The sequence below is a fragment of the Fructilactobacillus sp. X1R3C1 genome (assembly GCF_059901545.1).
Window position 1 is genome coordinate 180,754 of sequence record NZ_JBWXUT010000003.1, and the last position, 12,684, is coordinate 193,437.

At 44.3% G+C, this 12,684-nt stretch carries 9 protein-coding genes; 2 read left to right on the forward strand and 7 right to left on the reverse strand.

The annotated features are described in order from the left end of the window. Positions 1–134: 134 nt before the first annotated feature. Complete coding sequence (locus AC6UD8_RS04890; RefSeq protein ID WP_500699561.1) at positions 135–1,382, forward strand: MFS transporter; 1,248 nt, start codon at positions 135–137, stop codon at positions 1,380–1,382. A gap of 4 nt (positions 1,383–1,386) precedes the next feature. Continuing rightward, positions 1,387–2,937, forward strand: coding sequence for a bifunctional metallophosphatase/5'-nucleotidase (locus AC6UD8_RS04895; protein WP_500697015.1), 1,551 nt, complete (start codon positions 1,387–1,389; stop codon positions 2,935–2,937). Between the two features lie 30 nt (positions 2,938–2,967). Here AC6UD8_RS04895 and AC6UD8_RS04900 read toward each other — a convergent pair whose 3' ends face one another. From AC6UD8_RS04900 to AC6UD8_RS04930, 7 genes are all read right to left on the reverse strand, one after another. Beyond that, on the reverse strand, positions 2,968–3,729 hold the full coding sequence (locus AC6UD8_RS04900; protein ID WP_500695869.1) for an amino acid ABC transporter ATP-binding protein: 762 nt from the start codon (positions 3,727–3,729) through the stop codon (positions 2,968–2,970). Further along, the gene (locus AC6UD8_RS04905; RefSeq protein WP_500697016.1) at positions 3,722–5,191 is read right to left on the reverse strand and encodes an ABC transporter substrate-binding protein/permease; all 1,470 of its coding nucleotides are present in this window, start codon (positions 5,189–5,191) and stop codon (positions 3,722–3,724) included. Before AC6UD8_RS04905 ends, AC6UD8_RS04900 begins: the two co-directional genes overlap by 8 nt. Before the next feature lie 145 nt (positions 5,192–5,336). Continuing rightward, positions 5,337–6,713, reverse strand: a complete 1,377-nt coding sequence (argH, locus tag AC6UD8_RS04910; RefSeq protein ID WP_500699560.1) for an argininosuccinate lyase — start codon at positions 6,711–6,713, stop codon at positions 5,337–5,339. Continuing rightward, complete coding sequence (locus tag AC6UD8_RS04915; RefSeq protein ID WP_500699559.1) at positions 6,710–7,936, reverse strand: argininosuccinate synthase; 1,227 nt, start codon at positions 7,934–7,936, stop codon at positions 6,710–6,712. The genes argH and AC6UD8_RS04915 overlap by 4 nt, the downstream gene beginning before the upstream one ends. A gap of 96 nt (positions 7,937–8,032) precedes the next feature. Continuing rightward, positions 8,033–9,496, reverse strand: coding sequence for an APC family permease (locus tag AC6UD8_RS04920; protein WP_500699558.1), 1,464 nt, complete (start codon positions 9,494–9,496; stop codon positions 8,033–8,035). Between the two features lie 18 nt (positions 9,497–9,514). Then, positions 9,515–10,846, reverse strand: a complete 1,332-nt coding sequence (locus AC6UD8_RS04925; RefSeq protein ID WP_500699557.1) for an aspartate aminotransferase family protein — start codon at positions 10,844–10,846, stop codon at positions 9,515–9,517. Positions 10,847–11,223: 377 nt separating this feature from the next. Next, positions 11,224–12,510, reverse strand: a complete 1,287-nt coding sequence (locus AC6UD8_RS04930) for a cation:dicarboxylate symporter family transporter (protein ID WP_500699556.1) — start codon at positions 12,508–12,510, stop codon at positions 11,224–11,226. Between the last annotated feature and the right edge of the window lie 174 nt (positions 12,511–12,684).

A 12,684-nucleotide genomic window follows, 5' to 3' on the forward strand; every position in this document is an offset into this window, starting at 1 on the left:
ATAAAGCTTTAAATGGTTCAGAGAAGCCACAAGCATAACATGTTATCCATATAATGATTGAACGATTGTGTTCTCATGCTATTCTGTGCGGTGAATCTGGACCCTGCAGAATTAAATGGGAGGACAATTTTTTTATGCCAAAATTGACAAAGTATCAAAAGCGCATCACGTGGTCAACTGGGATTGGGTTCATCCTAGAACGAATGGACGCCATGTTTATGTCACTGGCACTGGCTTCAATCATCATTAGCTTAAACATCTCAAAGGCTCAGGGTGGCTTACTGCCAGCCATTACCGCCATCGGATCAATTTTCGGTGGGATTGGCTTTGGCGCAATCGCCGACCGTTATGGAAGGGTCAAAACCCTCTGCTGGACGATCATCATCTATGCCATTGGAACCGCCGGAATGGGACTTACCAACTCGTTCTGGATGCTATGTCTCTTTCGCATCATCATCGGAATCGGTAATTCTGGTGAGTATGGGATTGCGATTACCATGCTAAGTGAGGCCTTCTCAAAGAAATATCTTGGTCGCTTGTCGGCCGCTGCTGGAGTCTGCGGTCAGATTGGTTCAATTATTGCCTCCCTCCTATCTGCCTTTATTCTTCCCCACTTTGGTTGGCACGTCCTCTTCTTCATTGGGATCGTTCCCGTTATCTTAGCCTGGTTTATCAGATTTCACTTACCCGAGAGTAAAGAATTTACCGAGAACCGAAACGCCATTGAAAAAGATCCTAACCGTGATTTCAGCCACTGGACCGAATTATTCGCCACCCCGAAAGAATGCTTTCTAACGGTCAGAATCATGATTATGTTCATGATCCACATCGCCGGCTATAACGGTCTCATTAGTTGGCTTCCCTCAATTGCTCAAGAAAGAATGCACATCTCAGTGGCCGGTTCATCCCTCTGGATGATTGCGACCATCGTCGGCATGTCACTTGGGATCATGTGTTTTGGGATCGTTCAAGATCACCTCGGCAGTCGCCTAGCATACGGCATCTGGCTACTAGCCGCCGCTGCCTCGGTCTTTTTGCTGATTATCGCTTCAAATAAGTTGGAATTTTTAATCGGTGGTGGAATCGTTGGTTTCTGTTCCGACGGGATGTATAGTGGTTATGGAACCATCGTCAGCAAGCTCTATCCCACCGAGATTCGGGCAACGGCCAACAACACCATCATGAGTATTGCCAAAAGTGTCGGCAGCTTTTCCACCGTCCTGATTGGATTCTTGATGGATCGCTTTAACCTCATGGCTGTGATCCTCTTTTTGAGCGGAATTTACCTCGTTAGCTTCGTAATCATGCTGTCAATCAAGGAATTAAAACACGAAAACAAGGCGCAAATCACTACATCAGAAAACACGGAAAAGGTGGCATAATAATTTGAAAGTCCGAATTTTATCAACCAGTGACGTGCATGGATACGTGTACCCCACTAACTATACAACCCGCAATAACCACGCTTCACTTGGCATGCTTCAGGCGGGTGCCATCATCAAGAAGGCTCAACAGGACGAAAAAGACGACGAAATTGTCGTAGCAATTGAAAATGGTGACTGGATTCAGGGATCACCATTTTCAACCTTTTTGTCAGAACAGGGCGCAGACAAACGTCGTCTTCTCAGTCAAATAACGGCTGACGTTGGATATGATGCCGCTACCCTGGGAAATCACGAGTTCAACTACGGCCAACAGTACATTAGGGACACTGAGAGTAAACGGAACTACCCCATTTTGAACGCCAACATTGAGGGTGCCATTTCTAACAAGATTGCCGATCAACCGTACGTAATTATTGAGAAAAAAGGCGTCAAGTTTGCCATTCTAGGACTAACGACCGCCTTTATTCCCAATTGGGAGCGTCCCAATAATATTCAAGGATTAAAATTTAATTCAGCACTAGCAACGGCTAAGCAGTATGTTCCTGAATTACGTCAAAGGGCTGACGTGGTCATTGTCGCCTACCATGGTGGGATTGAAGCCGATCCCAAAACTGGTCAGCCAACCGAAAAGGACACATCAGAAAACGAAGGCTACCGCATTGCGACGGAAGTCCCTGGAATTGATGCCCTCATTACGGGTCATCAGCACCGTCAGTTGGCGGGAAAAATTAATGGCGTTCCCTTCACTCAACCTGGAGTTCACGGCAGTGATGTCGGTGAAATTGACCTGGATTTAACTTCTAACAAACAGCTTGTTGGAAGTTCCAGTCATCTCATTTCAACGGCTCACACCCAACCAGACTATGACCTAATTCCCGATCATCAAATCGAAAGCGAGGTGGAAGACTGGCTGGATCAACCAGTCGGCCAAACAACGGGAGCAAGCATGCTGATTGACGATCCCATGAAGGTCCGAATGAACAATCATCCCTACATCGACTTTATCAATCGGGTGGAGATGGATGCAATGAACGTTGATATCGCCGGAACCGCCCTCTTCAACGATGATATTAAGGGTTTTCATCATGACATTTCAATGCGTGAAATCATCAACGGTTACAGTTACCCCAACACCATTATGGCCGAAAAAATTACCGGAGCGGATTTAAAGCGGGCCCTCGAAAAATGTGCCGAATTTTTCGCCATTCAAAACGGTAAGATTGTCATTGACCCCAAATTCATCACCCCCAAAATGCAACTATTCAACTACGACATCTACAGTGGAATTGACTACGAATTTGACATCTCCCAACCGGTTGGCAAACGGGTGGTTAAACTCAACTATCACGATCAGCCCGTTGCTTATAATCAGGAATTAAAGGTTGCGTTAAATAACTATCGGGCCATTGGTGGTGGCGACTATGACATGTTTAACGCCCAGAAGGTAATCAACGAAAGTCCAGACAGTGCCTCCGACTTAATTGTGCAATACCTAAAAAGACACGACCCCTATGTCGCCACCATCCCGAACAATTTAACGGTCAGAAAATAAAAAGAGCTTCCATTTGGAAGCTCTTTTAGTCTACTCATCTTCATTAATAATTTTATCGATAAATTCTTTGGTTCGCTGATTTTGGGGATGGTCAAAGAGCTGATCCGGCGTATTCTTTTCCTGGATGTAACCGTTCGCCATAAACCAGACTTCATCGGCTACCTTTTTCGCAAAACCCATCTCATGAGTCACAACCACCATCGTCATGCCCTCATTAGCCAGTCCTTGCATGACATGAAGCACTTCACCGACCATTTCAGGATCAAGTGCACTCGTGGGTTCATCAAACAACATGACCTGCGGATTCATGGCAAGTGCTCTGGCCATGGCAACTCTTTGGGCCTGGCCACCAGAGAGACTGGACGGATAAACATTGGCCTTCCCCTTTAATCCCACTCGGTCTAGTAATCTCAGTCCAATTGAAGCGGCCTCCTGATCTTTGACGTGTTTCACTTTTTTAGGAGCCAGCTTTAAATTTTCTAAGACGGTCATGTTAGGAAAAAGATTAAAGCTTTGAAACACCATCCCAATCCGTTCACCCAAAGTAGCAACCTCTTTGTGGTTGAACCTGGTAAGATCCTTTCCATCAAAGATAATTTGTCCACTGGTGGGTTCTTCCAACATGTTCAGACACCGCAAAAAGGTACTCTTACCAGAACCAGAGGGACCAATCACACAGATGACCTGGCCCGTTTTAATGGTTCCGTCAATGCCCTTTAAGACCTCATTTTCCCCAAAATCTTTTTTCAAATCGTTGACTTGAATCAACGTTTCATTATCAGTTTTAGTCATGGTTCATCCTTCTTTCAAAGTAGTTCAGCACCCTTGACAACGAGAACGAGAGGATAAAGTAGAGAATCATTGCAACGGCAATTGGTGCCACTCCTCTGTAAGTGTCAGCCCGAACGATGTTTAGTTCGTACACAATTTCTGTTACTCCAATGATTGAAACGATGGAACTGTCCTTGATAATGGTGATAAATTCATTTCCAAGGGCGGGCCAAATGTTCTTAAAGGCCTGGGGCAAAATAACCGATGCCATCATGTCTTTTTTAGAAAGTCCCAAACTTCTCGATGCTTCTGACTGCCCCTTGTCAACGGCGTTAATCCCACCTCTGATGATCTCACTGACATAAGCACCACTGTTTAAGGAAACGGCAATAATGCCGGCAGTCAAAGCGGGAATATTGACCAAAACGCCTAGTCCGAAGTAGACGAACAGGACCTGTACCATCATGGGGGTTCCTCTGACAAATTCCGTGTAGGCAATTGACGGCCAGCTCAAGAACTTGTATTTCGAGAGTCTCATCAGTACCAAGATGATGCCAAGAATGATGCCGAAGAAGACGGAAACGACTGAAATAATTAAAGTATACTCAACCCCAGTGGCGAAGTATTTCCAGTAGTGCCACATTGACGTGTTGTGGGTGTTAACCTTCATGTGCTTCCCAGCGTCCTTTAGGTATTGTGGAATCAGGTTCTTTTGGTGAATCTGATCAATACTTTGATTGACGGCGCCTACAAGGGACGTGTTACCCTTCTTAAACGCAATGGCAGTCCCAACGTCGTTTTTATTTAATTTGTAACCCGAATCAACGGCCTTTAGGGAATGATCGTTTGCGACATAGGCTTGGGCCACCGGCTTTTCAACCCCGACGGCAGCAACCTTGTGGGTCTTAAGTGCCAGAACTAAATCTGGTGTCTTGTCCATCCCAACTACGTGCGCGTTGGGAATATACTTTTTAGCTAAACTTTGTTGCAGGGTCCCGGTCTGGGTTCCAACCTTTTGCCCCTTTAAACTATTTTTATTTTTAATCTTACCAGTATCATTTTTGTTGATGAGAAAATCCTGCCCACCGCTATAGTAAATCTTGGAGAAATCAGCATTCTGCTTCCGTTCGGGAGTCGGATTAATTCCGCCAATTGCCATGTCAATCTTGCCCGACTGAACGGCTACCAGCAGAGAATCAAAACTCATATTTTTAATCTTTAACTTAACGTGTAAATTTTTCGCAATCTGTTTGGCAATGTCAATATCAAGGCCGACATCGTCCTGTTTCCCATTCCTATTAACCTGAAACTCAAACGGAGGATAATCCGGAGCGGTTCCGACCGTCAGTGTTCCTGATTGCTTGACTCGGTTCAACGATTGGTCATCCGCGTGTGCTGGTCGTCGTGTTAACAAGGTACCCATTCCAACAATGACAACGACCAACAACAACTGCATGACAGTCTTTAACTTCGACTTACTCATTGAACTTCATCTCCTTAACAATTTCTTAATTAATTTTTCAAAGTGTACCACCTGTGAAATGAAAAGCAAATCTAATTTAAGAAAATTTGCTATCAAAGAACGCAAAAAGACTGAAGCCATGCGGCTTCAGTCTTTTTTGCTTTTTTTATTTTAATTCAGCTTTAGCCTTGTCAATCTGCGCTCTGACCTGCTTAAACCCGGTTCCACCTTCGGAGTTACGGCGCTTTACGGCCACTTCTGGATCAAGTTCATGATAGACATCGTCCTGGATTACAGATGAGGCTTTCTGTAACTCTTTTAAACTCATGTCCTGTAAGTCACGGTGCGTCTGAATGCAGTTTAAGACTAATTTACCAACAATTCCGTGGGCCTCACGAAACGGAACCCCCTTGGCCGCCAAGTAGTCGGCCAGCTCGGTTGCGTTTGATAAATCATGCTTGGTACTATCACGCATCTTGTCCTTATTGATCTTTAGGGTGGAGAGCATCCCGTTGAACACCTTGAGTGCCGGCAAGACGGTCTTAACCGCATCAAAGACCCCTTCTTTGTCTTCCTGTAAGTCTTTATTATAGGCCAATGGCAGTGATTTCATGGTTGACAGAAGTCCCATCAAGTCACCATACACGCGCCCGGTCTTTCCCCGAATCAGTTCGGCCATGTCTGGATTTTTCTTCTGCGGCATGATTGAACTACCAGTCGAATACTCGTCACTGATTTCTAAGTACTGAAACTCATAACTAACCCACATACTAATCTCTTCACAGAAACGGGACAGATGCATCATCAAGATGGAACAGTTACTCAGAAATTCCAGGGCAAAGTCACGGTCAGAAACAGCGTCTAACGAATTGGCATAGACCTCATCAAAGCCAAGTTCTTGGGCAGTAAACTGCCGGTCAATGGGAAACGTGGTCCCAGCAAGAGCCGCCGCTCCCAGTGGCAGCATGTCCGTGTGCTTCTCATTAAACTCAAAACGTTCCTTGTCCCGCTTCAGCATCTGGTAGTACGCCATCAAGTAGTGGCCGTACGAGATGGGCTGGGCATGCTGAAGGTGCGTATAACCCGGCATGATGGTTTCCACGTTTTCATCCGCCATCTTCACCAACGTCTTCTGTAAAGTCGTAATCTCGTCAATGATTTTGGGAAGCCGCTTTTTTAGGTATAAATGAAAATCCGTTGCCACCTGATCGTTTCTGGAACGCGCCGTGTGAAGTTTTCCGGCTACCGGACCAATTCGATCGGTGAGGATCTTTTCAATATTCATATGAATATCTTCATTTGCTTTGGAGAACTTAATTTTACCAGCGTGCAAATCGGTTTGAATGCCCTCTAAACCACTGACAATCTGTTTAACGTCGCCAGCGGGAAGAATGCCAGTCTTTTCTAGCATTTTTACGTGAGCCAGCGATCCCTCAATATCCTCGTCAGCCATTAACTGGTCAAAAGAGATTGACGAACCAAAATTATCAACCGATTCATCAGGTTGTTCGGTAAAGCGGCCACCCCATAGTTTATCGCTCATTTACTTTTGTCCTTTTGCTTTTGATTTTTAATCTGAACCTGGGAGTTCACCTTGGTTGGAAGACCCCACAATTTGATAAAGCCCTTGGAAGCTACCTGGTCGAATGAATCCGATGAGGTGTAGGTAGCAAGATCCTTATCATACAGCGAGTTCTCTGACTTTCTGCCAAGGACGGTGACGTTACCCTTAAATAACTTAACTCTAACCACCCCACTGACGTGTTTCTGCGAATCCTTCAAAAAGGCCTGAAGTGACTCCATTAGTGGTGAGAACCAGAGTCCGTCGTAGATGACCTCACTGATTTCATTTTCAACAATGGGCTTGAAGTGTGCCAAGCCTCTTTCAAAGGTCAAATCTTCGAGTTCCTTGTGAGCTTTAAGGAGCACCGTTGCTCCAGGAGTCTCATAGACTTCTCTGGATTTGATTCCAACTAACCGATTCTCAATGTGATCAATTCGACCGATTCCATTTTCACCGGCAATCGTATTTAACTCTTTGATGATATCAGCGAATTTCATGGGCTTGCCGTTCAACGCAACTGGAAGACCTTTTTTAAACGTAATTTCTAGTTCGGTTGGTTCATCGGGTGTTTCTTCAACTGGTTTGGTCATATCAAAGGCATCTTCTGGAGCACTAACCCATGGATCTTCTAGGACCCCGGCTTCATTCGCACGACCCCAGATATTACTGTCAATTGAATATGGTGAATTTAAATCAATTGGGATATCAATATTGTGATCCTTAGCGTACTCAATCTCGTCTTCTCTAGACCAGTGCCAGTCACGAACTGGACTTAACACGTCTATGTCGGGAGCAAGGGCATGAATAGCAACTTCAAATCGGACCTGATCGTTTCCTTTTCCAGTACAACCATGAGCGATCGCATCGGCGCCTTCGTTCTTTGCGACCTCAACCAATTTCTTTACAATCAAAGGTCTTGATAAAGCAGAAACAAGCGGATACGATCCTTCGTACATGGCGTTGGCCTGTAAGTCGACTGAAGCATACTCATCAGCGAATTCATCTTGAGCGTCAATGACGTATGAGCGGACGGCACCCACCTTTAGCGCTTTATTTTTAATGAATTCTGGGTCCTTGTTTTCGCCAACGTTGATGCAGGTCGCAATGACGTCATAACCTTTATCAGTCAACCAAGCGATCGCAACTGAAGTATCAAGACCACCAGAATATGCTAGAACAACTTTCTTCCTTTTATCTGACATTACTAATTCACCCTTTTCTTTTAAGATTGTTCTAAGAGTACTACGCGAATATTGATTTTTCAACCACCTTTGGGATAAAAGTCACATATTCAACACTTAAAGGTTCTCGTCAATCTCTTGATCATCACTGTCGGGAATCTTGGAGTCGGCGTGACGCATGCCATAAACGAAGTAAATAATGACACCCAACAGGAACCAAACGACCGCATAAATTTTAGCCTGAATATCGAGTCCCATAAAGACAGCGAGGGAACCCAAAAAGCCTAATGCGGGTAAGATTGGATAAAAATGAATCCGGTAAGCCGCCTCGGGGAGGGTTTTCCCTTCGCGTCTTCTGAGTGGATACATGGCCAGTGAGACCGCCATGAAGGCAATTAACGTCCCAGCTGAAATCAATTGGGCGAGGAAGGTAAACGGAAAAATGGCCCCCAGAATGATTCCAATGATGGTGATGATCCAGAGCGCATTACTTGGAATCTTTTTTTGATTCAGTTTGCCAACGGCCTTGGGCAACATTTTGTCACGGCCAAAGGAATAGATTAAACGGGAACCAGCCATCATCATTCCAATTAAAGCCACTAACATCCCGGCAACCGCCACGGCCTGCACGACGGTGGCAACAATAGTGTGACCACTTTGTCGAAGCGCCCACCCCACTGGTTCGGCGTTGTTGGTGTACAAGGTGTACTTAAACATCCCAACCAACACTAGTGAAACACAAATAAAGAAAATCGTAGCGATTACTAACGAACCGATGATGCCACGTGGCATGGTTTTTTGGGGATTCTTAGCTTCACCAGAGTTAGAGGCAATGGAATCAAACCCAATGTAGGAGAGAAAAATCGTTGAAATTCCAGCGTAGATCCCTTGCCAGCCACCAAAGACCGTTCCATCAGGATTCGGATGACTTTTCGGGAAGAACGGAACGTAGTTTTGGGCTTTGATAGCGGTCGCACCAACCACGATAAAGGCAACGATTGCCAGCAGTTTCAACACTACCAACACGTTTGAAATTCGAGTTGTTTGTCGGTCACCACGCATCAAGATGTAGGTGACAAGTGCCAACACTAAAACGGCAATAATATCAATTACCCCTCCGTTAGTACCAAGTGGGGAGGAAATTGCCTTTGGTAGCGTAATTCCAAGCGGCGAGATTAGTCCTTGGACGTTTGATGAGAGTCCAGCGGCAACAAAGGCCACGGCGATTAGGTATTCCGCAAGTAGCGCCCAGCCAACGATCCAGCCCCAAAATTTACCAAACAGGACTGAGATCCAAGAATAAGCAGAGCCGGCAAAGGGCAAGACGGACGCCATTTCAGCGTAATTCATTGCCACAAGGCCAGCTACTAGTGCTGCTAGGATGAACGAAATGACAACGGCCGGACCCGTGTACTTAGCGGCTACAATCCCCGGCAACGTAAAAATTGACGTTGACAGGATGGTACCAAGGCCAAGGGCCAAAAAGTCTTTCACGGTCATGGTTTTTTCCAAGTGTTTATCTTTAGATATATAGAAATGAAAATCAACTTTTTCATTCATCTTGTGCCAAATATTTTTCATGCTTCAAACTCCTTTTGATTACCAACCCATGTTTGCGGGTGATTTAGTTAATTTTCCGTCGTTTAATTCTTGCATTGCCTGCTCAATCATTGAAAAGGCTTTTTGTAAATCGGTTTCTTTAATTACCAACGGTGGTTGGAAACGTAAAACATTGCCACGGACGGTAATCATGATTGCGCCCAACTCAAATATCCGATAAATTAGTTTGTTAGCGGCATCACCGTCTGGTTTCTTGGTCTGCGGGTCAACAATGTCAATTCCACCGTTTAATCCATACATCCGTACATCACCAATAAAGGGAAACTGGTTTTGCATTTGCTTAAAGAATTGATTGGCCTGTTTGCCTAATCTTGCGCTTCGTTCTACCAAGTGTTCGTTTTTAATGACGTCTAGAGTAGCGTTAGCAGCGGCCGCCGACACTGGATTACCAGCCGTCGTAAAAGTATTCCCAGGTGCATCCATGGCATCCATAATTTCTTTTCGACCCGCAACAGCACTGAGCGGCAATCCGGATGCAATTGACTTTCCAATCGCAACTAAATCTGGATGAACATCCTTAAAATAATCAATTGACCACATCTTCCCACTTCGTCCGAGTCCTTGATTAACCTCATCTACGGCAAATAGGATGCCGTGATCCTTGGCGAATCGATACACCCGATTTAAAAACCGTTCTGGTGCTTTAATAAAACCACCATCACCTTGAATGGCTTCGATCTCAATGACCGCCGTCTCTTCAGCTGGTAAATAAGTCTCAAATGGCAACTTAAAAGCCTCAAACATCCGATCACTGAATTCATCATCATTTTCACCCTTTAGACGATTCCATGGACTTGGATAGGGAACCTTAACTACACCAGGTAAGAGTGGCCCAATTTTGCGTGACATGTTGAGACTAACTGCCGAAGTACTAATCGATCCATACGTGGAACCATGATAAGCACCGGTAAAACTCACAATGTATTGACGGCCCGTGAATGCTCTCGCAAATTTAATAATCGCATCGTTCGCGTCAGACCCAGAATTACCAAAAGCCACTTTAGTTGGCCCGTCAATTGGAGCCAATTCAGCTAATCGTGGCGCTAACTTAGCTTCTTCAGAAGTCGCAAAATAGGCTGGAGTGTATTGAATCAACCGGCTAGCTTGATCTGAAATGGCTTTGACAACTTTCTGATGACAATGTCCAGTATTAGTTGATGAAGCACTGGATAAGAGGTCAATGTAACTGCGTCCATCTTCGTCCGTTAAAATGGCTCCGGCCCCTGATTTAATTACAATATCAAAATATTTAATTCGTGCCGCCTTTGAATAAGCCCGCTGTTCGTGAGCCAGCGTTTCTTTATTTGTCATTTCAAACCCTCCTTAAACTATTTATTAAAGTTAACTTCTTGAAAATAAAAAAATCCCCCAGTTCACGTAACTGGAGGACATTACCTACTTACCCCCGCAGTTACCAACAAAACTGTGAGGACTTAAAGAAGAAGTTAGCTCTGACTTAAAGGCATCTTATTATCCACACAATTTTTAATCATCACTGTGACTAAAATGAATAATAAAATGCTAATCATGGAAACTACGGGTGCCGTCATCGCTAAAACTTCCTTTCATTAGTTTCACTGATTGTAAATTGAAACGACCAATCCTGTCAATGCTTTTTTATCAATTTCTTAACAAACGACAAAATAAAAACTGAAGCCAGCTTAAATGTCCAACTTCAGCTTTAACGATTATGCTTTTTTTGATTTAACTTGTTTGACATAACTATTCGCTTGCTTCCGGTTAAATTCATGTTCAGAACTTCCAATTACCACCGTCGCAAGTGAATTGCCGACCACGTTGACTGCCGTCCGACCCATATCAATGAACCGATCGATGCCAGCGATGAAGGTCAAACCAGACATGGGAACGCCAATCGTTGAAATAGTGGCAAGCAGCACAACAAAGGAGGCCCCTGGAACTCCGGCCATTCCCTTTGAAGTGATCATCAATACAATCAGTAAGGTAACCTGCTGTCCAATCGATAAGTGAATGTTATAAGCTTGGGCAAGAAAAAGAGCCGCCAGTGACTGGTAAATGGCTGAACCGTCAAGATTAAAGGTGTATCCGGTTGGGATAACAAACGAAACGATTGATGGATTAACGCCAAAGTGATCCATTTTTTGAATCATCTTAGGTAGAACCGCCTCAGAGCTGGCAGTCGAAAAGGCTAAAACAATTTCATTCTTAATAACCGCCAAAAGGTCCGAGAGTTTGAAATGACAGAGGCGAGCCACCACTCCCATTACTACCAGAACGAAGACAAGCATAGTGAGGTAAACTAAGAAAACAAAATAGCCTAACGGTAACAGGGCCTTAATTCCTAGCTCGGCCAAGGTGACCCCAATTAGGGCACAAACTCCAATTGGAGCTAAGTGCATAACCCAATTTGTAATTTTAAACATAACTTCTGAGACCGCACTCATGAAGTTAATAATGATTTGTCCCTTTTCACCGATGGCTGCGGTTCCTAAACCAAAGAAGACCGAAAAAACAATGATGGGCATCATATCACCCTTGCTTAATGACGCAAAGATGTTAGTAGGAATTAAGTTCATGATCATGGACCAGATTCCTGTATTTTTGGACTGCTTGGCAGTCGCTATGTATTGACTAATGTCCGTCGATCCATGCATTTGATGAACATTAATGTAAGTTCCGGGATGAGCGATGTTAGCGACTAAGAGACCCAAAATAATAGCAACCGTGGTCATTAATTCGAAGTAAACCAGCGTCTTTACCCCAATTCGTCCGACCTTTTTGATGTCACCCATTCCGGCAATCCCAACCGTTAAACAAGAAACCACAATTGGTAAAACAATCATTTGAATTAGGCTAATAAACATAGTCCCAATGTTTTGCATTACATTAATGGCAACTTTATTCTGATAAAAAATAACACCTAAGATAATCCCTAAGAACAAGCCAAATACAATTTGCCAACCGAGTGAAAAACGGTACCAGCGTTGTTTTTTCATAAAATCACTACCCTTATGACTTAATTGTTGGTAATTATACACCTAATTTACGGCACAAAAAAAGAGTTCCTAACCAAATGGTTAAAAACTCTGGGTTGCGTGGCAACGTCCTACCCTTGCAGGGGGCGATCCCCCAACTACTCTTGGCGTGCTGAAGCTTAACTTCTGTGTTCG

What these genes read in the sequence shown, in the direction of transcription:
- AC6UD8_RS04890 (WP_500699561.1), top strand. Translation starts at nt 135, where the DNA reads ATGCCAAAATTGACAAAGTATCAAAAGCGCATCACGTGGTCAACTGGG.
- AC6UD8_RS04900 (WP_500695869.1), bottom strand. Translation starts at nt 3,729, where the DNA reads ATGACTAAAACTGATAATGAAACGTTGATTCAAGTCAACGATTTGAAA.
- AC6UD8_RS04905 (WP_500697016.1), bottom strand. Translation starts at nt 5,191, where the DNA reads ATGAGTAAGTCGAAGTTAAAGACTGTCATGCAGTTGTTGTTGGTCGTT.
- argH (WP_500699560.1), bottom strand. Translation starts at nt 6,713, where the DNA reads ATGAGCGATAAACTATGGGGTGGCCGCTTTACCGAACAACCTGATGAA.
- AC6UD8_RS04915 (WP_500699559.1), bottom strand. Translation starts at nt 7,936, where the DNA reads ATGTCAGATAAAAGGAAGAAAGTTGTTCTAGCATATTCTGGTGGTCTT.
- AC6UD8_RS04920 (WP_500699558.1), bottom strand. Translation starts at nt 9,496, where the DNA reads ATGAAAAATATTTGGCACAAGATGAATGAAAAAGTTGATTTTCATTTC.
- AC6UD8_RS04925 (WP_500699557.1), bottom strand. Translation starts at nt 10,846, where the DNA reads ATGACAAATAAAGAAACGCTGGCTCACGAACAGCGGGCTTATTCAAAG.
- AC6UD8_RS04930 (WP_500699556.1), bottom strand. Translation starts at nt 12,510, where the DNA reads ATGAAAAAACAACGCTGGTACCGTTTTTCACTCGGTTGGCAAATTGTA.